The organism is Tenacibaculum sp. HL-MS23 (genome assembly GCF_032463465.1).
Taxonomy (GTDB): domain Bacteria; phylum Bacteroidota; class Bacteroidia; order Flavobacteriales; family Flavobacteriaceae; genus Polaribacter; species Polaribacter bernardetii.
The window spans coordinates 1,743,193-1,767,663 of record NZ_CP135989.1 but is presented as its reverse complement, the minus strand read 5'-3'; the positions used below and the strand labels follow the sequence as shown (position 1 = coordinate 1,767,663).

19 protein-coding genes are annotated in these 24,471 nt (G+C 32.1%); 8 read left to right on the top strand and 11 right to left on the bottom strand.

Going from position 1 to position 24,471, the window contains the following annotated elements:
- Positions 1-159: 159 nt before the first annotated feature.
- The 3 genes from RRF68_RS08290 to RRF68_RS08280 form a co-directional block, all read right to left on the bottom strand.
- The gene (locus tag RRF68_RS08290) at positions 160-1,044 is read right to left on the bottom strand and encodes a metallophosphoesterase (protein WP_315944052.1); all 885 of its coding nucleotides are present in this window, start codon (positions 1,042-1,044) and stop codon (positions 160-162) included.
- Between the two features lie 73 nt (positions 1,045-1,117).
- Entirely contained in the window at positions 1,118-3,079 is a 1,962-nt protein-coding gene (locus RRF68_RS08285) for a DUF5689 domain-containing protein (protein WP_315944051.1), read from the bottom strand.
- Between the two features lie 12 nt (positions 3,080-3,091).
- A complete protein-coding gene (locus RRF68_RS08280; protein ID WP_315944050.1) occupies positions 3,092-5,875 on the bottom strand; it encodes a TonB-dependent receptor in 2,784 nt (927 codons plus the stop codon).
- Positions 5,876-6,028: 153 nt separating this feature from the next.
- Here RRF68_RS08280 and RRF68_RS08275 point away from each other — a divergent pair, with 153 nt between their 5' ends.
- On the top strand, positions 6,029-7,075 hold the full coding sequence (locus RRF68_RS08275; protein ID WP_315944049.1) for an endonuclease/exonuclease/phosphatase family protein: 1,047 nt from the start codon (positions 6,029-6,031) through the stop codon (positions 7,073-7,075).
- 9 nt (positions 7,076-7,084) lie between these two features.
- Here the strand turns inward: RRF68_RS08275 and RRF68_RS08270 are convergent, their stop codons facing one another.
- The 3 genes from RRF68_RS08270 to RRF68_RS08260 form a co-directional block, all read right to left on the bottom strand.
- Positions 7,085-7,429 (bottom strand): hypothetical protein, encoded by a 345-nt coding sequence (locus tag RRF68_RS08270; RefSeq protein WP_315944048.1) that lies wholly within the window; start codon positions 7,427-7,429, stop codon positions 7,085-7,087.
- 56 nt (positions 7,430-7,485) lie between these two features.
- Positions 7,486-9,171 (bottom strand): single-stranded-DNA-specific exonuclease RecJ, encoded by a 1,686-nt coding sequence (recJ, locus tag RRF68_RS08265; protein WP_315944047.1) that lies wholly within the window; start codon positions 9,169-9,171, stop codon positions 7,486-7,488.
- Positions 9,172-9,284: 113 nt separating this feature from the next.
- Positions 9,285-9,710 carry an OsmC family protein gene (locus tag RRF68_RS08260; RefSeq protein WP_315944046.1) on the bottom strand — a complete coding sequence of 142 codons (426 nt, stop codon included), beginning with the start codon at positions 9,708-9,710 and terminating at the stop codon, positions 9,285-9,287.
- A gap of 108 nt (positions 9,711-9,818) precedes the next feature.
- Here RRF68_RS08260 and RRF68_RS08255 point away from each other — a divergent pair, with 108 nt between their 5' ends.
- On the top strand, positions 9,819-10,409 hold the full coding sequence (locus RRF68_RS08255; protein ID WP_218771652.1) for a carboxymuconolactone decarboxylase family protein: 591 nt from the start codon (positions 9,819-9,821) through the stop codon (positions 10,407-10,409).
- Positions 10,410-10,466: 57 nt separating this feature from the next.
- Here RRF68_RS08255 and mscL read toward each other — a convergent pair whose 3' ends face one another.
- From mscL to RRF68_RS08240, 3 genes are read right to left on the bottom strand one after another with little or no spacing between them, the layout of a single operon-like run.
- Positions 10,467-10,877, bottom strand: a complete 411-nt coding sequence (mscL, locus tag RRF68_RS08250) for a large-conductance mechanosensitive channel protein MscL (protein ID WP_315944045.1) — start codon at positions 10,875-10,877, stop codon at positions 10,467-10,469.
- Positions 10,878-10,922: 45 nt separating this feature from the next.
- Positions 10,923-12,023: an alanine racemase gene (gene alr, locus RRF68_RS08245; RefSeq protein WP_315944044.1), complete on the bottom strand. Its 1,101-nt coding sequence runs from the start codon at positions 12,021-12,023 to the stop codon at positions 10,923-10,925.
- Complete coding sequence (locus RRF68_RS08240; protein WP_275315000.1) at positions 12,016-12,627, bottom strand: thymidine kinase; 612 nt, start codon at positions 12,625-12,627, stop codon at positions 12,016-12,018. Before RRF68_RS08240 ends, alr begins: the two co-directional genes overlap by 8 nt.
- A gap of 100 nt (positions 12,628-12,727) precedes the next feature.
- On the opposite strand from RRF68_RS08240, the gene RRF68_RS08235 reads away from it, so the two are divergent.
- From RRF68_RS08235 to RRF68_RS08210, 6 genes are all read left to right on the top strand, one after another.
- Positions 12,728-13,630 (top strand): hypothetical protein, encoded by a 903-nt coding sequence (locus RRF68_RS08235; protein ID WP_315944043.1) that lies wholly within the window; start codon positions 12,728-12,730, stop codon positions 13,628-13,630.
- Between the two features lie 85 nt (positions 13,631-13,715).
- Entirely contained in the window at positions 13,716-14,729 is a 1,014-nt protein-coding gene (locus tag RRF68_RS08230) for a DUF3089 domain-containing protein (RefSeq protein ID WP_315944042.1), read from the top strand.
- Between the two features lie 238 nt (positions 14,730-14,967).
- Positions 14,968-15,429 carry a ribosome assembly cofactor RimP gene (rimP, locus tag RRF68_RS08225; protein WP_218771647.1) on the top strand — a complete coding sequence of 154 codons (462 nt, stop codon included), beginning with the start codon at positions 14,968-14,970 and terminating at the stop codon, positions 15,427-15,429.
- 12 nt (positions 15,430-15,441) lie between these two features.
- Positions 15,442-16,698: a transcription termination factor NusA gene (gene nusA / locus RRF68_RS08220; protein WP_275314996.1), complete on the top strand. Its 1,257-nt coding sequence runs from the start codon at positions 15,442-15,444 to the stop codon at positions 16,696-16,698.
- 131 nt (positions 16,699-16,829) lie between these two features.
- Positions 16,830-19,691, top strand: coding sequence for a translation initiation factor IF-2 (gene infB / locus RRF68_RS08215; RefSeq protein ID WP_315944041.1), 2,862 nt, complete (start codon positions 16,830-16,832; stop codon positions 19,689-19,691).
- 85 nt (positions 19,692-19,776) lie between these two features.
- Positions 19,777-20,196: a hypothetical protein gene (locus tag RRF68_RS08210; RefSeq protein WP_315944040.1), complete on the top strand. Its 420-nt coding sequence runs from the start codon at positions 19,777-19,779 to the stop codon at positions 20,194-20,196.
- Positions 20,197-20,247: 51 nt separating this feature from the next.
- Here RRF68_RS08210 and RRF68_RS08205 read toward each other — a convergent pair whose 3' ends face one another.
- Positions 20,248-21,444, bottom strand: coding sequence for a multidrug transporter (locus RRF68_RS08205; protein ID WP_275314993.1), 1,197 nt, complete (start codon positions 21,442-21,444; stop codon positions 20,248-20,250).
- Between the two features lie 35 nt (positions 21,445-21,479).
- The gene (locus RRF68_RS08200; protein WP_218771642.1) at positions 21,480-24,296 is read right to left on the bottom strand and encodes a TonB-dependent receptor; all 2,817 of its coding nucleotides are present in this window, start codon (positions 24,294-24,296) and stop codon (positions 21,480-21,482) included.
- Positions 24,297-24,471 lie beyond the last annotated feature (175 nt).

Below are 24,471 nucleotides of genomic sequence, written 5' to 3'. Positions count from 1 at the left end.
TAGAAAAACTGCCTCGTAAAGAGGCAGTTAGCCTAATAAAATAGTTGACAAAAACTAATAGTTATCTAATGGCTTTACTTCTCATGATAAGATTTATCAAAAGTATTCATTGATGTTTATTTTAATATTAAGAACGTTTTAATAAACTGTTATATAAACTTAAATAAATAAAGACAGAGGTTTTGGTCCTTCTAAGATAGTACGAGTAATTTGCATTGTTCCATCTTCCTTTGTAACAACGTGCCATTTAATAAGAATAATTTCATTACTTTGTATTTCAAGACCTGTAATGCAGCGAGGATGCACACAGCTACCATCATTAAAGTGAGGTAATTCGTTTTCAGAAGGAAACCTTGGTCGATGTGTATGACCTGTAACCATCATTTGATTTTTATTTGCTTTTATCCACTTTTCAAGACGGCTTTCGACTTTTATAAACTCTTTAAAATTTTGAGCAGGACTTGTTGGATCATCTATGCCTATTAGTTGTAACGGACGCCATAAAATTCTCACTAAAAACCTACTTAATTTCCAAAAAGTGTAATTAAACCAATCTGCTTGATGGCCGTGTAAAAGAAAAATAGATTTCCCGTTTTCTTGCTCTAATTTAATCGCTTCAGAAAAAGAAATATTTATCATGAACTCTTTTTCTTTACCATCGGTAACATCATAATAGTAATTTAAGTTTTTACATACTTTTTTTGGGTTTCGATAATCCATATCGTGATTTCCCCATATTAAATGTAGTCGATTTTTATCATGAAATTGCTTTAAAAGAAGATACACGTCTTTATTTGCGTTAAAAATATTTACAAATTTGTTTTCCCATAATTCATCTCCATCACCTAGTTCGATATAAGTAAAGTCTTTTTGTAAATACTGTGACAAAGCATAATGAAACACCTTGCGGTTGTGAGAAAAATCATCAGCAAAACTATTGTCTCCTCTATGGCAATCGGAAAATAAGATATATTTAGAATCCTGATTTAAAGGTAGTTTTTTAGCTTGATTAAAAGCCCTAGTAATTCTACTGTTTGACGGCATATATGCTATTTATAGGATAAATATGCGTAAAAAAACCGAGCTTATAAAACTCGGTTCTTCATAAAGAAATAATTTATCGATTTCCTAAGGATGAAAAATCATCTTTGTCTTTAACTTCCCATTCCGAATTAGAAGTATTTGTACCTACGCTTACTGTCCAATCGGTATTTCCTTTTATAATGGCTGATTTTCTAATTAAGGTATGATCTTTAGTTGCTTCAGTAGTACCTGCAACTTCCCAACCAACTCCGGGATCTTCACCAATTTTACCAACAACATCTATTATCATATCATTTTTTAATAGTGCAATAGCATCATCACCATTAAAAAAAATAACACCAGAGGCAAAATCACCTTCATTTTTAATAACATCATTCGCGCTAGCATTATATATGACCAATATTTCGCCGTTAGCTAAAGTTGTATTTGGAAGTGTACTTAAAGCTAAATTTCTAGTGGCTGTAACAGAACCGTTACCATACAATTCAATTTTATATGTAGATAAATCTACCGATACACCAGTTCCGTTATATATTTCTATGTACTTATTATTACTAGAACCTTCTGCATATTCAGAAAAAAACAAATCATTGCCAGAACCACCTCCGCCAGTAGGAGAACAAGCGTAGGTTTCAGTAAAGTATACATCAGTCTCGCCTCTAATGTATAGATAAACTCCGTTTGCTTGTGTCATAACACCTGTAATTGTTCCTTTTTTATCGCTTACTTGGTCGTTAGAAAATATAGCTTCTGGTTTAACGGGAAGTATTTTTAGTTCATTCGCACAATCCGAGGTTAACGTATTGGCACCAACATACACTTTTGTAATATCTTTAAACTGAACGTCTTCAATTTGCACCAATTTACTTTCATAGTCGCCCGATAATGCTTGAGAAAAACTAATTATTTCAGGTGTAGGTAAAGTGCCACTTACAGTAGTTAATATATTTGAACTAGCTAAGTTTAATTGTAGTAATCCGTTATTTTCATTTAGCTTTAATCCGCCTACTGCAATTTCTATTTCATCCCCTAAGTTTAAATTGTGTATATCGCTAAAGTTTAACGATATGCCAGCCGAATTGTCTTGAGCAAAAACATTTTGATTAGAAATGTTTCCTTTAGAAAGATCGGAAGTAACAATTACTTTTATTTTTGAATTTTGAGTAATCGTAGTTTCACTTCCAGTAAACAACGCTTTAATATCAGTTAAAGATGTTTCTGTTGGATTTTGATAACAGCCATATTCTTCTGTTAAATCAACATCATTTGTACCTCTAATAAATAGTTGATAATCATTTTCTAATTTATTTAAAATAGCAGTTATGATTCCTTTTTTATCTGGAATAGGCAACGCTTTAAAATCAGCAAAACCACTTGTTGTTAATATTATTGTTTCGAAAGAATCACAGCTAGTAAAAATTCTATCTACAGGATCGGTATTAGAAGAATTCGCGTAGGTTAATCCTTGTGTTTCTGATTGTAGGTTGTTAATTTTTATTAAGGTATTAATATGTGCGTCTGTTAATTGAGTTGTTTTTAATTCGGTTGGAATAACAGTTGCAATTTCAGAAGACCTATCAATAAAATAAACATAATCGTTTGGCCCGATTTGCGTAACGCCATTTCGAAAAGTGTTTTGAGCGCCGATTTGATAAGCTCCGTTCTTTCTGTTTAAAAACAAGCCTTTTAATTTGATGAAAATTTTTCGACCTACAGTATATCTTGCATTTAAGTTAAAATCATCTATTAAAACTTCAAATCCTATGGATGGATTTTCTGGTGAGTCCTGAATAATAATACTTTTATAAAAATTACCTTCTTTATCATTAGAAACCACATATCCGAAGGTTGTAATGTCTTCTTCAAAATCAACTAAGCTGCCTTGGTATAAATCAGCAATTTCTGTTAACGATTTTATAGTTGCATATTCTTTATCGTCTCCCAATGTAGGGATCGTAAAATCGCCATCTTCTACACATGCATAAAAAGAGAAGAAGATAAATAGTATTGCTCCGAATTTAAATATATTTTTCATTTTCAATGTTTTTTAGAATCTATAATTAACGTTTAAGAAATAGGTAGCACCTCTACCGTACCAATATTTACTGCCAAAATTTGGAGTTCCGTTTGCGTTATCTTCACTTTCTAATCCGTAATTAGCAGTTCGTCCTTGCTCGTATCCTCCAGTTTTATATTCTTTATTAAGTAAATTACTTGCACTAGCAAAGAAGCCTATGTATTTGTTTTTGCCAATCCGCCAGGTTTTACCGCCAATAGCATTTAAGGTGAAATAACCATCAAATTTTTCTTGAGTTAATAATTGTCGCGCTACATCGGGATCGAAATTTGGGAAAAGCTGGCCATCATCAGAAATAAAAGAAGTTGTTCTTTTTATAGGGGAAGGATCAACATAAGCATTGTCTAAATAATTTCCCGTTACACTTACAAACCAATAATCAGGGTCTCGATATTCAAAACCAAAGGAATAGGCTGTTTGTGGTCCTGAAGCTATTTTATAATTTTTAAGATTTGCTGTGCCGTAATCTTTTATTCCTCTTTCATCAAATCCAGCATTATTAGATTCGGTACTAATTTCTGAAGCCAATGATATATTAGGATTATTATCATACGTATATTGCCCGACGTTAGCTGCAGCTTTTAATTTAAATGTAGATAATACTTGTGCTTCGATACCTAATTCTGCACCAAAGTGTTTTTTAGCGATTCCTGTTACAATTTCTTGGATAAAAAGGTTGTCTGCACCCGTAAAATAAAAAGCAATATCTGTAGCATCTTGTATTTTTGTGAAATACCCTGATAATTTTGCCATTACAAAAGGTGTTCTTAAAATATAGCTAGCATCAAAAGACATCATTTTTTCATTCAATAAGCTACTTACATCAGCAACAGTTAAGTTGTTAGATCTTGAGTTGGCAAAAGAATTACGAATAAAAGGCGCTTTGCTAATATAGCCTGCGTTAAAATCGATTAAATGCCGACCGGTAACTTTATAGGTTAGTCCTCCTTTAACACCATAACCTAAAAAGGATAATTTTTTAGATTTCCCAAAAGAATTAGGTATTTCAGAATTAGAATCATCACCAGGGAAAATTCCGTTTTTATAGAGGCCTTCTCTTTGGTGTGTGGTGTTATTTACAGAAGCACTAATGTGGTAATCTATTTTATTGTACTTAAATAATAATTGCGCAAAACCACCGTAAACACTCGATGTTAATTTGTAGTTATATTTAAATCGATCTCCTTTTTTTGCGATGCTATTAGGATTTAATAAATCGTTTTGAAAATCATCTTCAAGCGGATTACCAAACTTATTAATATCTAAATAGCCAGTAGCGCCCAATAAATCTATTACACTAGCAAAATTTTCTGAAGCCAATGTTTTGTACTCTAAATTACCACTTAAAGTAATGTTTTCGGTTAACTGAGAATTTAAAATAGTGTTCATACTTATTTGTTTATCGTCATTACGATCTTCATATAAAACAAACAAACCATTGTCGCCTCTATTTTCATTAGCGATATATAAATCGAGCCAATTTAATTGTCCGTCGTTTTGAAAATTTGTTAAGGCTTTATAGGCATTTTCATAATCGGGACCGTAGGAATCGTTTAGAAAAAAATTAGGCAATTTTCTGTAATAAGTTGGGCTAGGATCACTACCGCCATTAAAATCAATTCTACTATTACCTATTTCACCAAACTGATAAGTAATACCTGTATTTAAAGTAGTTTTATCACTTATATTCCAATAATGATTTAACATAATTATGGGTTCGTCGACTCTTTTTATACGGGAATTTCTGATTTTTCCATTTTGATATCCCCAATAAGGATTGTATTTAATCCCTTTAATATCATAAACCTCTTGCGTATTAGCGGCAGATTTCCCTCTGTTGTTTTCAGCTTTAATAGCGGTAATATTTAAGCTGTGTTTTTCGTTAAGTTGTTTTTCTATAGAGAGAAACATCGAGAATGCATTATAAGAAGCCCCTTCTGTAAAACCTTCATCGGCATACCTTTTACTTACAGAACCTGTAAACGCCCAACCGTTTTTTATGAGTCCAGTTGCATACATCGCCATTAAACGGTGAGAGTAACTCCTGTTAGATGAAGCATAGGATACTCTTGCCCCTTTTCTATATTCCGAAGCACGCGTATTCATATTTGTAGACCCTAAAACGCCTCCGAAAGTAAAATTAGAAGGTGCTAAACCGTTACTAAACTCCTGATTTCTTAAAGCATCATTTAAGCCACCCCAATTACTCCATTGTGGACGACCGTTGTAGAGCTTGTTCATTTCAATTCCGTTAATTAGTATTTTTCCGTTATCAGAATCCAGTCCTTTAATTCTGTAAAAGGAGGAACTCCATTCAAAAGCTGCAGCACGTAAATAGGTGTCTTTCGATGATTGTAGCAAGCCAGAAATATTATCAGCACTGTTAGATTCATCATTTAGTTCATCATCAGTAAGCGTAATAGTACTTAAGTCTTGGTATTCAGAAATGGCTTCATACATTAATATAGTGCCTAAATCGATGGTAGATCCAGCCAGATTAACAGGGAAACTTTGAGTTACAAATCCTTTTAAGGAAACAATTACAACTTGCTTTCCTTCAGGTAGGTTATTTAATAAAAAAGTGCCAGTAACATTGGTTGAATTATAAGTATTAATACCTTTTACATTTACTAAAACATTTTTTAGGGGTTCTTCTGAGTTACTATTAATTACGGTTCCTTTTACATTGTTTTGAGCATTTATAGCAAACAAACTACAAAGCACCAACAACATTGTTATTGTGATTTTTTTCATAGAATTTTAGTTAAAAAATAGGTTAACTATCTTTATTTTAGCATTTTATATAAAGTTAGTGTTTTTATTTTAAATCAATATTTAGGTTTTTTTTCTTCGGATACTATTTTTAGGTATAGAATTTGTTTTACTTTTACCAACAAATATTGTAAAATGAAAAAAGTAGCAACTCTTATATTTATAGTACTTATTACAGCATCTTCATCTGCACAAAAAACATATAAAATAAGAACGATTGGTTTTTATAATCTAGAAAACCTTTTTGATACGGTTGACGATGTTGAGAAGAATGATGAAGCTAGTCCTATGATGGAAATTAAAGAAAATAGGGGAGAAGTATATAAAGATAAATTAGAAAAATTATCTGATGTTATTTTACAATTAGGCTCAGAAAAAACAAAAACGAGTCCGGCTATTATTGGTGTTGCTGAGGTTGAGAATAAAAAAGTATTAGAAGATTTAATAAGTACAGATAAATTAAAAAACAAAGATTACGGAATTATCCATTTCGATTCCCCTGATAAAAGAGGTATTGATGTCGCTTTATTATATCAAAAAAAATATTTTAAACCAATTCACTTCGAAGTCTTTAATCCGAATATCTATAAGGAAAATAAAAAGGTGTATACGCGAGATATCTTATGGGTTTCTGGTTATTTAGATGATGAATTAATTCATGTAATCGTAAATCATTGGCCATCGCGAAGAGGCGGTGAGAAAAAAAGTAGACCATTACGAGAAAAAGCAGCTTATAAAGTCACTCAGATTATTAAAAACATTAAAGAAAACGATCAGAACCCGAAGATATTAGTTCTTGGTGATTTTAATGATGATCCTATAAATTCGAGTTTTAAAACGGTTTTAAAAACTAAAGCGAAAAAGAGTGATGTTACAAAAGATGATCTTTACAATCCGTATGAAAATATGTTTCGTCGCGGATTTAATACTTTAATGTATCGTGATAATATTAATTTGTTTGACCAAATTGTAATAACTTCATCGTTGTTAGATAAAGGGAAAAAAGAGTATTCTTCTTTTAAAATGTTTAAAGCAGCAATTTTTAATAAACAGTTTTTAACCGAGAAAAAAGGACGCTATAAAGGATACCCTTTTCGTAGTTTCTCTTACGGAAAATATACGGGTGGTTATAGCGATCATTATCCCGTTTATATGTATTTGATAAAAGAAAAATTAAATTAAAAAATAGTTTTAATTTTTACACAAATCATCTAGATAGTTGTTCATGCGTATTTGAAACAACGTTCCCTTAAGTAAATCATCTATTTGAGACAATTCTACCATTGATACAGCCATGCTTACTTTGTTAGAGGGTGTTTGTAATAAAATAGATTTGCAATTTTCTCCTTCGATGCAGGTAGGGCAATTTTTTTGACTTTTTGAGTCAATTACTTTTTCTAAAAAACTTTCAATTTCGTTTTCATTTAAATGAAAACCTGTATCTCGAAATATAATCTGAATTAAATTAGTACTTGTGTCTTTCCAGCAAAATGAAACACCAATTTTGTTGTCGTATATTTTAATAATATTTTCCATATTCAATCGTATTATGGAAACAAATATATAATTTATTTAGAATAATTCTAAATAAATTATTTTAAATCTTTTAGCATTAATTGAATTGTAGTATTACCGTTCCAAGTATTTTCATCTAATGCATAAACAATATCAAATTCATTCTGAACAACAGCTAATTTTTTACCTAAATTAAAACCAATAGCATTGTATGTTCTTTTATCTGAACCGTAAATAATATTTAGTTTTAAATGTGTTTTATCTGCTCCAACTTGTTTTCCGTAGCCATTATCTCTAACTGATGAGGTTGAAAAAGTAGGTTTCATATTTAACGGCCCAAAAGGTGCCATTTGCTGTACTATTCTATAAAATTTAGGGGAAATTTCAGATAAATCTAATTCAGCATCGATACTAATTTCAGGAATCAATAAATCTTTATCGATAGTTGCTGCAACAACTTCTTCAAATTTATTTTTAAAACCTTCATATTGTTCGGGCAATAAAGTTAAGCCCGCGGCATATTTATGGCCACCAAATTGTTCAATAAACTCCGCACATTGTTCTAGCGCATTATATACATCAAACCCTTTTACCGATCTAGCAGAAGCAGCTAATTTATCGCCACTTTTAGTAAAAACTAAGGTTGGTCTGTAATAAGTTTCTATTAAGCGAGAAGCTACAATCCCGATAACACCTTTGTGCCAACTTTCATCAAAAACAACAGAAGTAAATTTTTCAGTTTCTTCGTTTTTTTCAATTTGAAGCAAGGCTTCTTGCGTAATTTTTTTATCGAGTTCTTTTCTGTCTGAATTGTATTTTTCTATAGAGGAGGCAAAATCAACAGCAGCCTCAAAATCCATTTCAGTTAAGAGTTCAACAGCATGATTACCGTGCTTCATTCTACCCGCAGCATTTATCCGCGGAGCGATAATAAAAACAACATCGGTAATGGTTAATACTTTTTTATCTAATTGATGAATAATTGCTTTAATTCCGTTTCTTGGCTGCGAATTAATTACCTGCAAACCCCAATAAGCTAGCGTTCTGTTTTCGCCCGTCATCGGAACGATATCTGCTGCAATTGCGGTGGCAACCAAATCTAAATAACCTACTAAATCATCAATAGTTTGATTTCTTTTTGATGCCAATGCTTGAATCAATTTAAAACCAACTCCGCAACCACATAATTCATCATACGGATACGAACAATCTACTTGCTTCGGATTTAAAATGGCAACAGCTTTTGGTACTTCTACTCCTGGTTTATGGTGATCACAAATAATAAAATCGATATTTTTTTTAGATGCATACGCAACCTTATCGATAGCTTTTATTCCGCAATCTAAAGCAATAATTAACGAGAAATCATTGTCTTGTGCAAAGTCAATTCCCATGTAGGAAACACCATAACCTTCGGCGTATCTATCGGGAATATAAGTGGCAATATTTGGGTGAATTGTTTTTAAATAAGACGACATTAAAGAAACGGCAGTGGTTCCGTCAACATCATAATCGCCAAAAACTAAAATATTTTCGTTGTTGGCAATTGCTTTTTCAATTCGTTCAACCGCTATTTGCATATCTTTCATTAAAAACGGATCGTGTAAGTCGTTTAATGAAGGTCTAAAAAATTGTTTTGCTTTATCAAAAGTGTCAATATTTCGTTGCACAAGAATTTTAGCCAAAGTTTTATCGACAGATAATTCTTTAGCTAATTGATTTACTTTTTTAGAATCGGGTGCTGGTTTTAAAGTCCAACGCATATTTTTAATTTAAAACGAAATGATTGTGTTAATTAATCCTAAGTTGTTTATTGTAAGTATGTGATTCTGAAATAAATTCAGAATGATATAAAGATTATAAATAAAGTAGGTGTTTATTGCTTATGAAAGTGATTTGTGGTTTTTACATCCGCAAATTTTCTAAACATTTCCATAACACCACAATATTTATCTACTGATAATTTTACTGCTTTATTAATTTTTTCTTCATCTAAATCTGTTCCGTAAAAATGATAATCAACCGAAACTTTATCATAATATTTAGGATGTTCTTCTGTTAACTCGCCAGTAACTTCCATTTTAAAATCGGCCACAGAAGTTCTCATTTTATTTAATAAAGAAATCACATCTAAACCAGAGCAACCTGCTAAAGACGATAACATCATTGCCTTTGGTCCTAAACCAGAATTGTTTCCTCCGTTTTCTTCAGAAGTATCAATTAAAACTTTATGTCCGCTTGGATTATCAGTTTCGAATTGCATATTTTCTTTCCAAACTGTTGTAACTGTATGTGATGCCATAATTTGATTATTTTTTTGTTTATTGCGTATGCAAATTTAAAAAAGAAGCAACGAGATGTTGCGCTCTTTTACAAAACTACAGTAAAAAATCATCAAAAAATAAAACATATGCCATTAGTAACACCATTATCTGCCGATCATGATAAAGAAACAAAAGAATTAGCCGAGTTTTTTAATGAAACACTTGGGTTTTGTCCGAATTCGGTTTTAACAATGCAAAGGCGTCCTGCCATTTCAAAAGCTTTTATCAACTTAAATAAAGCAGTTATGGCAAATGAGGGTAAGGTAACATCAGCTTTAAAAAGAATGATTGCTTGGGTTTCTAGTAACGCTACAGGTTGTAGGTATTGCCAAGCGCATGCTATTAGAGCAGCGGAACGTTATGGAGCAGAACAAGAGCAATTAGATAATATTTGGGAATATAAAACGCACGCTGCTTTTTCTGAAGCAGAACGAGCTGCGTTAGATTTTTCATTAGCTGCTTCTATGGTTCCGAATATGGTTGATGATAAGATAAAAGCCGAATTGTATAAATATTGGGATGAAGGAGAGATTGTAGAAATGTTAGGTGTTATTTCTCTCTTCGGATATTTAAATAGGTGGAACGACTCTATGGGAACTTCGATCGAAGAAGGAGCAGTAGAAAGCGGAGATCAATATTTAGGAAAACATGGTTGGGAAAAAGGGAAACACATTTAAAATAAAAAAAGCCGGTAAATTTAATTTTACCGGCTTTTTTGTATTTGTAATTAGTTGTTATTTGTTTTTTAGCAAATCTCTAATTTCGCCTAATAAATCTTCCTGACTCGGTCCTTTTGGAGCAGCAGGAGCTGGTTCTTCCTTCTTTTTCATTGCGTTTATCGCTTTTACCACCATAAACATTACAAAAGCTACAATAATAAAGTCGATAACATTGGTTAGAAACTCACCATATAAAATAGCAACTTCACCTGTTATTTTTCCGGCTTCGTCTGCTATACCTTCTTTAGCAATGTATTTTAAATCTTTAAAATCGGCATTAAATAATAAGCCAATTAAAGGAGATACTATACCGCCAGTAAAAGAAGTTACTACTTGTTTAAAAGCTGCACCCATAACAAAACCAACAGCAATGTCGACTAAGTTACCTTTCATTGCAAACTCTTTAAATTCTTTAAGCATTCCCATATTTTTGAGTTTTAATAGTTAATTGAGTAGAAAAGTAAATAAAATTTAGCTTTTAACCAATCTTTTTATACGTTCAGATATTGCGGTAAGTATTTCATACGAAATAGTTTCGCACTTATGAGCAATATATTGAATGTGTTTTTGATGGTTAAAAATAATAACCTCATCACCTTCTTTACAGTCAATTTTTGTAACATCAACCATAATCATATCCATACAAACATTTCCGATGATAGGAGCAGGTTGATTATTGATAAATACAAAGCCTTCTTTATTTCCTAGTTTTCGCGAAATACCATCTGCATGTCCGATAGGAATAGTTGCGCTACGAGTTAGTTTACTAGCAACAAAAGCCCTACTGTAACCTACAGTTTCGCCAGGCTGAACTATATGTATTTGCGATATAATAGATTTTAAGGTATGGGTATTTTTTAATTGAGAAGTTTCATATTCGTTGTTTCCAAAACCATACAAGCCGATGCCTATACGAACCATATCAAACTGAGCTTGTGGGTAATTAACAACGCCAGAAGTGTTTAGGATATGAATCATAGGTTTGTAACCTAAATGCTGATAAATCTCTTTTACGATATAAGCAAAGTTATTTATTTGCCCAATTGTAAAATCTTGCTCATTAGCATCTTCACTCGCGGCTAAATGAGAAAAAATTGATGCAACTTTTATATTGTTAGATTTTTTTAATTGAGTAATAAGCATCGGAGTATCGGTGTGCCAAAAACCTAATCTGTTTAAACCTGTGTTAAATTTAATGTGAATAGGGTAATTCATTAGTGGCTTTTTATCCGCTAATTGTAAAAAAGCCTCCAATATTTTAAAATTATACAGGTTTGGTTCTAGTCGGTATTTTGCAATATCCTCTAAATTCTGAATCTGTGGATGTAAAACTAAAATAGGTGTTTTAATACCGGCATCGCGTAAAATAATTCCTTCGTTAGAATAAGCAACCGCAAAATAATCTACTTTGTCTTGAAGCATTTTTGCCACCTCAGTAGCTTCACTACCGTAACCAAAAGCTTTTACAACCGCTAAAACTTTGGTTTTAGGATTTAATTTTTGCTTAAAATAAGCAAGATTATGATGCACAGACGCTGCATCAATTTCTAAAACAGTAACATGATTATTCATCCGATAGGTTTTCTTTCTTTTTGTTTTGCACTTGCATTGCTTTGTAATAGGCGGCTCTACTTAATGGTTCGTATTCTTGGGTTTCGCCAAGTAAAACCAAATCGTCATTTAACGCTTTTCTATAGCTATAGTGAGCTAAGTTACCTGTATGAGTACAAACGGCATGTACTTTTGTTACATATTCGGCAGTTGCCATTAGTGCAGGCATCGGTCCGAAAGGGTTTCCTTTAAAATCCATATCTAAACCCGCAACAATAACTCGCACGCCTCTGTTGGCTAAATCGTTACAAACAGCAACGATTTCATCGTCGAAAAACTGTGCTTCATCAATACCAACAACATCAACATTATTAGCTAATATTCTAATATTTGATGAGGACGGAACTGGTGTTGATCTAATTTTGGTGGCATTATGAGATACCACTTCTTCATCGTCGTAACGAGTATCTACTGAGGGTTTAAAAATCTCTACGCGTTGCTTTGCAAATTGCGCACGTTTAAGTCTGCGAATTAATTCTTCGGTTTTACCCGAAAACATTGAGCCGCAAATTACCTCAATCCAACCAAATTGTTCTGTATGATTTACTGTATTTTCAAGAAACATTTTGTAATTTTAAGCGCTATTATTGATTTTTGTGTTACTTTCGACTAAGCAACAAATTTATTAAAATTTAACAGCAAAAATTAAAATCAAAGAACAACTTATGCACAAAAAACTAGCATCAGATTTAACCAGTTTAGCACACAGCATTTTACGAATGAAAAATAAAGATGATGTGTTTGAGTTAAAACAGAAGGCTCATGAGGTTTATGAAAAACTTTCGGTTTTAGCATATGTAGAAGAATACATAAATAACACCCATAATCCTTTAAAGACAAAAGAAGAATTATTAAGTGATATTTTGTTGGCAGAAGAAAAGAAAAGCAAAGAAAGTAACGCTGAAGATTCTTTTAAAACAACAAATAAAGTTATACACCAACTAGAAGAAGAGGCTGAAGAAAAAATTAAAGAAGTAGAAGTCGTCGCTGAAGTTACAAACGAACCTGTTACAGAAGTAGTAGAGATTGTTGAAGTTGCTGAAATTGAATCTGTTAAAGAAGTCGTTGGAATTACCAAGGTTGAAGCTGTTGAGGAAGTTACTGTAGAAATTGAAGAGGAAATAATAAGTTTAGAAGAGGTAAAAGAGATTGTAGAACAACCTTTTGATGAGATTGAGAATTTATTATTTACGGAAGAAGAGATAGTTGAAGATGATGAAGAGATTAAAGATGTGAAAAAAGGCACTCTTGAAGATGAGTTAGAAGGAACAATTTCAGTTGACGTTATGGCTGATTTATTTGAAAAAGTTGATTTAAGAAAGTCATTAAATGATCAACTGCAAAATACTATTCAAATAGATTTAAACGATAGAATTGTTTTTGTAAAGCATTTGTTTGATGGAAATCAAAGTGATTTTAATAGAGTAGTTTCTCAGTTAAATACATTTAAAACAGAGAAAGAGGCTAAAAAATTCATTAATAAAATGATTAAACCAGATTATGATTGGTCTAATAAAGAAGAATACGAAGCGCGCCTATTTTCAATAATTGAAAGAAGATTTGTTTAAAATGAATTCAGACCTAATAGTTATATATACGCATTTTGGAATGAAGTGTTCAAAAAAAAATGATTTACTAAGAAAAATGTAAAAAATGAAAAGTGTTAAGATTGTAATAGGTGTGTTTTTGTTAGTCATTTTTGGTAGTTGTAAATCAACTTACAATACACAAATGTTTAGCGATAAAAATAGTCCTTCAAAGCCAAATTATGAGTTAGAAAGCTCATGGGCAGTTTTACCATCTACATACCCAAAAGGTTTTGCTAAATACTTACCTTCTCAAAACACCACTTTAAAAGCAGATGTTTTTTATATATATCCAACTTTAAATACGAGTAAAAAAGATGACCGATGGAATGTTCCTATAACCGATAAAGAACAGAATGATAAAGTGTTAAACAAAGTTGTTTTATATCAGGCTTCAGCCTTTGCAACATCTGGGCAAATGTATGTGCCTTTTTATAGACAAGCACATTACCGGTCTTTTAATAAAAAGCATAAAAAAGGAGGCAATAAGGCTTTAGGTTTAGCGTATGAAGATGTGAAAAATGCTTTTCAAGTATATTTAAAAAAGTATAACAATGATCGACCTATTATAATTGCAGGTCATAGTCAGGGTTCTAGGCACGCAATTCGATTATTAAAAGATTTTTTTGATAAAAAACCACTCCGAAACAGGTTAGTAGCAGCTTATATTCCTGGGATGCGCGTAGCACCTAACGAGTTTAAAACAATTAAGCCGATGGATTCTCCAGAAGAAATAGGAGGTTTTGTTTCTTGGAATACTTTTAAGAAAGGGAATTTCCCTAAAAATAAAGATTGGTATAAAGGAAGCGTAACAACAAACCCAATAACTTGGGATGCTTCTAAAACTACAGCGTTAAAAGAGCATAAAGGTTTTTTATATAGCAATGGTAATTTATATTGTCAAGCATTAAAAATTGAAATTACAGACGGTTTAGTTTGGTCTACAAATCCTAAATTTCCATTGCGTTTTTTTATGTCATTTCTTAAGAACTATCACGCAGGAGATATTAATTTATTTTGGTTAGATGTAAAAAAGAATAGCGAATTAAGAGTGCAAAATTGGTTAGATACTAACCAATAAGAATATTAAGTGTTTTAGCTTTTGTTTTTTGTGGAACAATAAAACGCATCGTAATTTATAAAACTGAGTCTTTTTCTCATGATAGCGGTATATTTAAGTAGATAATTCTTTCTGTTTACGTGAAGTATTTTGAAGAAGAAGATATTTGCGTGTTAATGAATAACTTACTATCTTTGCAGCAAATTTATTAATTAGATGGATGGAAGGGGACGAGAGTCCCCTCTTTTTATACCTCAGGATGAATCAAGAAAAAGTAAAAGAATTATTACAGGAAGCTTTGCAAGAGAACGAATCGTTATATTTAATCGATTTGCAATTTTTAGCGAACAGTAAAATAAAAGTGATTGTTGATGGTGATTCAGGAGTACCTTTAAATGAATGTATGCGTATTAGTAGAAAAATAGAGCATAATTTAGATAGAGAAGAAGAAGATTTCTCTTTAGAGGTTACAACACCAGATATTGCACATGCGCTTACAGTGAAGCGTCAGTATAAAAAGAATATTAGTAGAATTCTAAAAGTTAAAACAGCAACAGAAGAATTTGAAGGAACGTTAACCGAAGCAACTGAAGATACTATTACATTGTTTTGGAAAGCGAGAGAACCTAAACCAATTGGTAAAGGAAAACATACGGTAGAGAAAACAATGGTTTTATTGTATGAAGAGATAAAAGAAGCAAAAGTGAAGATCATATTTTAATAAGAGAATGAAATGGAAAATATTGCGTTAATTGAATCATTTTCAGAGTTTAAAGATAATAAAAGTATAGACAGGGTAACACTAATGTCTATCTTAGAAGAAGTATTTCGTGCAGCATTAAAACGTAGGTTTGGATCTGATGATAACTTTGATATAATTATTAATCCAGATAAAGGGGATTTAGAAATTTGGAGAAACCGTGTAGTAGTTGCTGATGGTTTTTCAGAAGATGATAATGAAGAAATAGAGCTTGCAGAAGCAAGAAGAATTGAACCAGATTTTGAAATCGGTGAAGATGTATCAGAAGAAGTAAAGTTAATCGATTTAGGAAGACGTGCTATTTTAGCATTACGCCAAAATTTAATTTCTAAAATACACGAGCACGATAGTACAAACATCTTTAAGCAATTTAAAGAGTTAGAAGGTGAAATTTATAGTGCTGAAGTGCACCATATCCGACATAATGCAGTAATTTTGTTAGACGATGAAGGAAACGAAATCGTTTTACCAAAAAGTGAGCAAATTCGTTCAGATTTTTTCAGAAAAGGAGATTCTGTTCGTGGAGTTATAAAGACGGTAGAATTAAGAGGTAATAAACCTGCTATTATATTATCAAGAACTTCACCAGCTTTCTTAGTAAAATTATTTGAACAAGAAATACCAGAAGTTTTTGACGGATTAATTACTATTGAAGGTGTTGCAAGAATACCTGGTGATAAAGCAAAAGTAGCGGTAGATTCTTATGATGATAGAATTGATCCTGTAGGAGCTTGTGTTGGTGTAAAAGGATCTCGTATTCACGGTATTGTTCGTGAATTAGGAAACGAAAACATCGATGTAATCAATTACACTAAAAACGAGCCGTTATTTATAGCAAGAGCATTAAGCCCTGCAAAAGTAACATCGGTAGATATTAAGCCTTACGAGGAAGAGAAAAATGGTAAGAAAGGACGTGTAAGTGTTCTATTAAAGCCAGAAGAAGTATCTAAAGCAATTGGGCGATCAGGAGTAAATATTCGTTTAGCTAGTGAATTAACAGGCTACGAAATAGATGTGCAGCGTGAAGGTTTAGAAGAAGAAGATGTTGAGTTAACAGAGTTTTCTGATGAAATTGAAGCTTGGGTAATTGCAGAATTCAAAAAAATAGGTTTAGATACAGCAAAGAGTGTTCTTGAGAAAGACGTTTCGATGTTAGTACAAAGAACTGATTTAGAAGAAGAAACAATATTAGATGTTCAGAGAGTTTTAAGAGAAGAATTCGAAGAATAAAAGAAAGTAAAGGAAGTCAGTCTCCTGCAAAATTGATGATAATCAATACAAAATCTGACATTAAAAGAAAAAGAACGTAACTATACGAAAGTATAAAGTGTGTTTTTTGAATATAAAGTATAAAATAATTTATGGCTGAAGGCAACAAATTAAGACTCAATAAAGTATTAAGAGAATTAAACATTTCTTTAGATAGAGCTGTAGAACACTTAGCTAAAAGTGGTCATGAAATAGAAGCTCGTCCTACTACTAAAATTTCTGATAAAGAATATCAAATATTATTTGATGGTTTTCAAACAGATAAATCTAAGAAAGTAGCCTCTAAGGAAGTAAGCGAAGAAAAGCGTAAAGAAAAGGAAGCTATTCGTCTACAAGTAGAAGAAGAGCAAGAGAAGAAGAGGGTAGAAGACGAAGCTAAAAAGCAAGAAGTTTTAAAAGCTAAAGCTAAAAAATTAGAGCTTAAAACTGTAGGTAAGATTGATGTGAAAACTGGTAAAGCAGTTGAAGAAAAGCCAGCACCTACAAAAGAAGCTCCGAAAAAGGTTGAAGAAACACCTAAAGAAGAAACTCCTGTTCAAGAAGCTAAAAAGGTTGAGAAATCAACTGAAAAAGTGGTTGAAAAGAAAACTGAAGCACCTACAGCTAAGATTGAAAGAAAAGAGCCAGTAAAAGCAAAGTTTAAAATAGTAAAGGAGGCTCCGAAAAAGGTTGAAGAAAAACCAACTGAAAAAGTAGCAGAGAAAAAAGTGGAAGAAGTGAAAGAAGAGAAACCAGTAGAGGTTACTCCAGAAAACGCTGAGAAACTTAAAACTCAGTATAAAAAACTTGACGGTCCTAGAATTACAGGTCAAAAAATTGACTTAAAGCAATTTGAAAGACCTAAGAAGAAAAAACCAGATGCTAAATCTGACGCTGATAAAAAGAAGCGTAAAAGAATTAGTAAGCCGGGAACTGCAAAACCAGGAACATCAGGAAGACCTTCTACAAGAGGTGGTGGTGTTGGTCGCCCAACAGGAAGAGGTGGTGTTGGTCGTCCAGGAGGAAGAGGAAGACCAGGACAAAGATCGGCAGTTGTTAAAAAAGAAGAACCTACAGAAGCAGAAGTACAAAAACAAGTACGTGAAACTTTAGAAAGACTTCAAGGTAAATCTAAAAAAGGTAAAGGAGCTAAATACCGTAGAAATAAAAGGGATGCACACAGAGAGCATACTGAAGCGGAATTAGAAGCTCAAGCATTAGACAATAAGATCTTAAAAGTAACTGAATTTGTTACTGTAAGTGAAGTTGCTACAATGATGGATGTTCCTGTAACAAACATTATTTCTTCATGTATGATGTTAGGAATGATGGTAACAATGAATCAGCGTTTAGATGCAGAGACATTAGTTATTGTTGCTGAAGAATTTAATCATAAAGTAGAATTTGTTGGCGCTGAGGTAGAAGAATCTATTGAAGAAGTTATAGACAAGCCAGAAGATTTAATAACACGTGCACCAATTATTACGGTAATGGGTCACGTAGATCACGGTAAAACATCATTGTTAGATTACATCCGTAAGGCGAATGTAATTGAAGGTGAATCAGGAGGTATTACTCAGCATATTGGTGCATATTCAGTAAACGTTGGAGATCAACAAATAGCATTTTTAGATACACCAGGTCACGAGGCCTTTACAGCAATGCGAGCGCGTGGAGCTCAAGTAACAGATTTAGTAATTATTGTAGCTGCAGCAGATGATGATGTAATGCCACAAACAAAAGAAGCTATTTCTCATGCTCAGGCAGCAGGTGTGCCAATTATTTTTGCTATTAACAAGATTGATAAACCAAATGCAAATCCAGATAATGTGAAAACACAATTATCGCAGATGAATTTATTGATTGAAGAATGGGGAGGTAATATTCAGTCTCAAGATATTTCAGCTAAAACAGGGGAAGGAATTCCTGAGTTATTAGAAAAGGTATTACTTGAAGCAGAAATTTTAGAATTAAAAGCAAATCCAAATAGAACTGCAACAGGAGCAGTTGTTGAAGCATTACTAGATAAAGGTAGAGGATATGTATCTACAATTTTAGTACAAACAGGTTCATTAAAAATTGGAGATTATATTTTAGCAGGTAAGCATAGTGGTAAAGTAAGAGCTATGTTTGATGATAAAGGAAACAAAGTTTCAGTTGCCGGACCATCTACACCTGTATCAATATTAGGATTAGACGGTGCACCACAAGCAGGTGATAAGTTTAATGTGTTTGAAGATGAGCGTGAAGCAAAACAAATTGCAGCAAAACGTTCTCAATTACAAAGAGAGCAATCTGTAAGAACTCAAAAAACATTAACATTAGCAGAAATTGGTCGTCGTATTGCGTTAGGAGATTTCAAAGAATTAAACATTATCTTAAAAGGAGATGTAGATGGTTCGGTAGAAGCCTTAACAGATTCATTCCAGAAATTATCTACTGAAGAAATTCAAGTAAATATTTTACATAAAGGAGTTGGAGCAATTACAGAATCTGATGTATTATTAGCAACAGCATCTGATGCCATTATTGTAGGATTTAATGTCCGTCCGCAAGGAAATGCACGTGTAGTAGCAGATAGAGAAGAAGTAGATATTAGAACATATTCTATTATTTATGATGCTATTAACGATCTTAAAGATGCTATGGAAGGAATGTTATCTCCTGATATGAAAGAAGAAATTCTTGGAAATATTGAAATTAGAGAAGTTTATAAAATTTCTAAAGTTGGTAACATTGCAGGTTGTATGGTAATGAGTGGTAAAATAACAAGAGATTCTAAAATACGTATTATTAGAGACGGAATTGTTGTTCACGATGGTGTATTAACTGCATTAAAACGTTTCAAAGATGATGTTAAAGAAGTAACAAAAGGATATGATTGTGGTGTTCAAATAAAAGGATACAATGATATTGCTGAAGGAGATGTAATTGAAGCTTATACTGAAATAGCAGTTAAGAAGAAGTTGAAGTAAATTTAAACTTACTATATAATTTTAAAAGACACCTTATTTAAGGTGTCTTTTTTTATATTTACATGTGACCTTAAAATTTAATCAAATGAAATATTTAAAAATAATTACACCTTTTTTCATGCTATTAACCATGAGTTGTGCCTCACAAAATATAGATAAGAGTTTTGATAGTATTAAGTATGAAGCTCGAACAAGAGGAAGTATGACATTAATTAATGTTGATGCTAAAGAGGTTTCTTATAAATTACCAAAAAAAGAAGGTGTATATGAGCTTTCTAAGGAACAATTAAGGAGTTTAAATGAGTTGGTAAGTTTAATAAAGCTAACTGAAATAGCTGATTTAAAAGCAGCAACCAATAACAGAGCTACTGATATGGCTTTAATAGGTAAAATAGTGATTGTACTAAAAGGTAAGAAATATGTATCATCAAGTTTTGATGCTGGTAACCCACCTAAAGAATTAAAAAAACTAGAAGATTTATTATACAGTTTGATAAAAAAATAAGCACATAAAAAAACCGAGCAATTGCTCGGTTTTTTTTATTAAAAATAAAAATTATTTTCTAGTCCAACCTGCTCCCCACGTAGCATAATCTGTACCTGTAGCAGCTGCGTTTTCAGTCATAAAGTCTGCTGTCGTAAAAGCAACACCTGTATCATTTTTTACTTTAACAGTAACATCCTCAAATTTTACATCAGTAGCTTTTAAATTACCTTCTGTAACTCCTTTACCAGTTGGGTTATCTGTGTTATCACCATCAAGATCAAATCCTTCAGCAAAACCTACTAATAAAACATTGTTAAATATACCTTGTGTACCAGCTCTTAAACGGATAGCTTCATTTTCAGTACCAGAGCCTAAACCTTCAATAGTTACGTTTGTAACAGTAGGTTTAGAAAAGAAGTTAGTGCTAGATAAGTTTCCTATATCTGTATTATAACCATCACATTCAAATCCTTTATCATGATCAGTTCCGTGCTTTACATAAGCGTTTGTAATAGTTCCTGAATATCCTTCTGTCCAGTCGATAGAATCATCTTCTGCATTTACTACAGAAACATTACTTACGTTTACAGTACCACCAAAGAATTCAACTCCATCATCTTTTCCCTCAAACATTTGAATATATTCTACAGTAGTTGCATTACCGACTCCGTAAAAAGAGAATCCGTTGTTTTCTGAAGACCCATCAGCTTTACCACCAGAATACTCTACTCTTACAAAACTTAATTTTCCAGAGTTATCATCAGCAATATTTCCACCGTAAGGTAAACTTGCAATTTCTGAAGTAGAAGTAGCAGTACCACCAACTACAGAGTTTATAGGAGCCTTTCCTAATAAAATTAAACCACCCCAATCACCGGCATTTGGTGTATTTGCACTTGATGTAAAAATAATTGGTTGACTAGAAGTACCTTCAGCCATTATTTTAGCTCCTTGTGCAATTGCTAAATATACATCAGCACCTGTAGCAGCTGCTTTTATAATTGTACCAGCAGGTATTGTTAATGTTGTACCATCTTCAAAAATTGTTGGTCCTGTTATCGTATAGCTTTTAGAAGCATCTAAAGTTAAATCGTTTGTATAGTTTCCTCTTAATTCTACACTTTCATCTGTTGACGGGTTAGTACCACCGTTGTTGTTGTTTGTTATGCTGTTGTCGTTTATAACGATGTCAGCAGTACCATCCTCACCACATGATGTTAATAATGTAGTTGCAATTGCTAATCCTAATAAAAAATTGTTTTTCATTTTTTTAAAGTTTAATAAGTGTTTTTATTTAGTTGTTAAAATTTGTATTTAAGACCTAAGCCTATATTCGTTCCTCTTTTATATTCAGATAAAATAACATCTCCTATAGAAGTGTTTTCTCTAACTCTTTTTATTGATGGGTCTAATAAGTTTTTAGCTTTTAAGTTTACTTCCCATTTTTCACCAATTTTATTCTTCCAAACAAAATCTAAAGTTGGTACTCCTTTTTCGATAATGTTTCCTAATGCACCAGCTCCTAAAGCATCTATTCTATCTGAGAAATAAGAGAAAACGATTGAGGTAATTGGCTTGTAGTTTTTAAAACTTATCGGACTATAATTAATATTTGCGTTTATTAAGAATGGAGATGCACCCTGAAGCTCATCACTATCTCTATTAAAGGTTGTGCTGTAGCGAGAAAGACCTGAGATGTTTTGTTTTAAATCTTGTTTTGTGTGCATGTAAGTAAAGTTAAAACCAGTAGAAATTACTGTTTCATCATCTTCATTTTTTATTAAGTTTTTACGTACCTCTAGCTCTACACCTAAAACAGTAGCTTTATCCCCTGTTCTAAAATAACGTTGGTTACCTGCTGCACTATTCGCTATTACAAGGTTTACAGGGTTGTTAATTTGTTTTCCGAATGCAGCGATTGATACTATTTCATCTCTAGAAATAAACCATTCATATTTTAAATCGATATTAAATACTTTGGAAAATGATGGGTCGTCTAATAAATCAGGATTACCACCAACTCTTTGTCCAATACCTTCGTATATAAAAGGAGCTACTTCTTTAAACTCTGGAACAGATACAGTTTGACTAAAGTTAAAACGTAAGTTTTGATCTTCGTTTAATGCGTATTTAAGGTTTAAACTTGGTAAGAAAAACGTTTCAGAAGCGCTTCTGTAACCAGGGTCATTCGGGTTAATATTAATAACATTATAATTAATATTTTGATTGAAAGATTCAAGTCTAATACCAGGTACAATCACCCATTTTTCTCCTGCGCTTATTTCAGCAGAAACATAACCTGCATGTATTTTTAATTGACCATCATAGGTGTTTTCGTTTAAACCAGGTAAACTAGCAATGTTACCATTTTCATATCCAGGGATGTTTCTAAAAGCATCTAGTTTAAATATTTTACCTGTTTGGTCTTTAAATATTTGGGCATTATTTATGTTAAAAATAGCATTAAGATTATTAACATCTGTTACTTCAAATTGTTTGTTTAAAATGTCGTAGCCATATCTAATATTTTCAAAACTTCTTTCTTTAATTCTTCCGTTATACCCAAAGTTTAAAGCTAGGTTTTCTGAAGTTTTATAAGTTAAGTTTATTCTACTATTTAATTCCTCATCAATAATTTTTTGAAAATAACGTTGGTTATCAAAAGAGTTATTAGTAAAGAAAACAGGGTTTGTATTAGGGTCATTGTCTAGAGAATATTGAAAGTTCTCTAAGCTTATTCTTTTTCTATCTGGTTCGTGAGCAAAAACATTATTGTAACCAATACCCCAGGTTAATTTTAGTTTGTCATCCTCAAATTTATGATCACCGGTTACTTGATTTACAAAAACAAGATCTTGGTTATATTGCACATTCATTTGATAAAAACCTTCATCAGTATTTCTTAAAGCATCTCTGTTTTCACCTAAACCTTTATAACCATAGTAACCAACTTCATCACCAGAATTGTTTAAGAAAAGAGAGGTGAATTTTAATTTATGGTCGCTATTAATTTTATAAAAAGCACTTAACATTGCTGTTGTAGAAGTTGAGTAAGAGTATTCTTGTGCGTTAGGATATTTCTTTTTAAATACATTAGAAAAATCTACAACAGGTCCTTCTCTATATTCAAAATTTCTACTAAATGATGCGGTTCCAAAAAGGCTTAATCTAGATTCGTCATTAAAATCAAAAGATTTACCAGCATTAATACCAATAGAATTGTTAATAGGGCTGCTAGCATTTATAGGATCTACACCATGAGAAAGCACAACTGCATACGGATTGTGTTTAAACCTATTATAATAACCAAAATCACCAGTTCCTTCGCTCTTTTTAAAATCTTGCCCCATTGCTCTAGAGTTTACACCAGAACTAAGATTTACCTCTACAAATCCGTTACCTTTATATTCTTTTGAAGAAACATCGATATTACCTGCAGCAAAATCTCCATAAAAAGTAGAAGAATAAGCTTTACTGATAGATACGTTTTGGATAATATCAGAAGGAAATAAATTTAAATCGATGTTTTTCTTAGCAATGTTGTTTGATGGTAATGATAAACCATTCATTGTGGTATTTAAATAACGATCTCCTAAACCCCGAACATATACATTGCTTGAACCTTCTTGCTTAGAAACTCCAGAAATTTTAGAAACCGCTCCTGCCGCATCAGATATTCCTTTTGACGATAGCTCTTCAGCGCCAATACTTTCTTTAATAACAACGGCCTTTTTTTGTTCAAGTAATAAAGCACTTGCTTTATCTTTACTTGTGCTACCTTTAATTTCAATTTCATCTAAAGCAACACCTTCGTTTGCTCCTAATTGTTGGTTAACGGTTATTGTTTGATTGGCTTTAACAATAATTTGTTTTTCTATGGTTTGATAACCAACAAAACTAAAAACTATTATTTGATTTCCGACAGGAGCATTAAGTGTATACTTACCATCAAAATCTGTAGTTCCTCCAACAGTTGTTCCTTTAATAAAAACATTGGCAAATGGCAATGCTTCATTGTTCATCTCTTTATCTGTAACAAGACCACTAACGGTTCCTTTATCTTGTGAATAAACAAAACTGCAAAGGCCTAAAAGAGCTATTAATATTAAATTTTTCATTCTAATTAACTTACGTTTTAAATACAATGCAAATCTGACGTTATATTGTAAAGCGAATGTTACAGGTAAATTATCCTTGTTTTATTAGAATGTTTCTTAAATGTTAATAAAGGCTTGTTTTGTTACGAGAATATTAACTGTAGATTATGAAAAAACCGAAAAGCTTACATAAGCT

Bases quoted from the DNA above. Each gene is read 5' to 3' on its own strand.
- RRF68_RS08260 (WP_315944046.1), bottom strand. From the start codon at position 9,710: ATGGCATCACATACAGTTACAACAGTTTGGAAAGAAAATATGCAATTC.
- RRF68_RS08285 (WP_315944051.1), bottom strand. From the start codon at position 3,079: ATGAAAAATATATTTAAATTCGGAGCAATACTATTTATCTTCTTCTCT.
- RRF68_RS08210 (WP_315944040.1), top strand. From the start codon at position 19,777: ATGAAATATTTAAAAATAATTACACCTTTTTTCATGCTATTAACCATG.
- RRF68_RS08290 (WP_315944052.1), bottom strand. From the start codon at position 1,044: ATGCCGTCAAACAGTAGAATTACTAGGGCTTTTAATCAAGCTAAAAAA.
- RRF68_RS08235 (WP_315944043.1), top strand. From the start codon at position 12,728: ATGCACAAAAAACTAGCATCAGATTTAACCAGTTTAGCACACAGCATT.
- RRF68_RS08280 (WP_315944050.1), bottom strand. From the start codon at position 5,875: ATGAAAAAAATCACAATAACAATGTTGTTGGTGCTTTGTAGTTTGTTT.
- alr (WP_315944044.1), bottom strand. From the start codon at position 12,023: ATGAATAATCATGTTACTGTTTTAGAAATTGATGCAGCGTCTGTGCAT.
- RRF68_RS08275 (WP_315944049.1), top strand. From the start codon at position 6,029: ATGAAAAAAGTAGCAACTCTTATATTTATAGTACTTATTACAGCATCT.
- RRF68_RS08205 (WP_275314993.1), bottom strand. From the start codon at position 21,444: ATGAAAAACAATTTTTTATTAGGATTAGCAATTGCAACTACATTATTA.
- recJ (WP_315944047.1), bottom strand. From the start codon at position 9,171: ATGCGTTGGACTTTAAAACCAGCACCCGATTCTAAAAAAGTAAATCAA.
- infB (WP_315944041.1), top strand. From the start codon at position 16,830: ATGGCTGAAGGCAACAAATTAAGACTCAATAAAGTATTAAGAGAATTA.
- RRF68_RS08255 (WP_218771652.1), top strand. From the start codon at position 9,819: ATGCCATTAGTAACACCATTATCTGCCGATCATGATAAAGAAACAAAA.
- nusA (WP_275314996.1), top strand. From the start codon at position 15,442: ATGGAAAATATTGCGTTAATTGAATCATTTTCAGAGTTTAAAGATAAT.
- rimP (WP_218771647.1), top strand. From the start codon at position 14,968: ATGAATCAAGAAAAAGTAAAAGAATTATTACAGGAAGCTTTGCAAGAG.
- mscL (WP_315944045.1), bottom strand. From the start codon at position 10,877: ATGGGAATGCTTAAAGAATTTAAAGAGTTTGCAATGAAAGGTAACTTA.
- RRF68_RS08200 (WP_218771642.1), bottom strand. From the start codon at position 24,296: ATGAAAAATTTAATATTAATAGCTCTTTTAGGCCTTTGCAGTTTTGTT.
- RRF68_RS08230 (WP_315944042.1), top strand. From the start codon at position 13,716: ATGAAAAGTGTTAAGATTGTAATAGGTGTGTTTTTGTTAGTCATTTTT.
- RRF68_RS08240 (WP_275315000.1), bottom strand. From the start codon at position 12,627: ATGTTTCTTGAAAATACAGTAAATCATACAGAACAATTTGGTTGGATT.
- RRF68_RS08270 (WP_315944048.1), bottom strand. From the start codon at position 7,429: ATGGAAAATATTATTAAAATATACGACAACAAAATTGGTGTTTCATTT.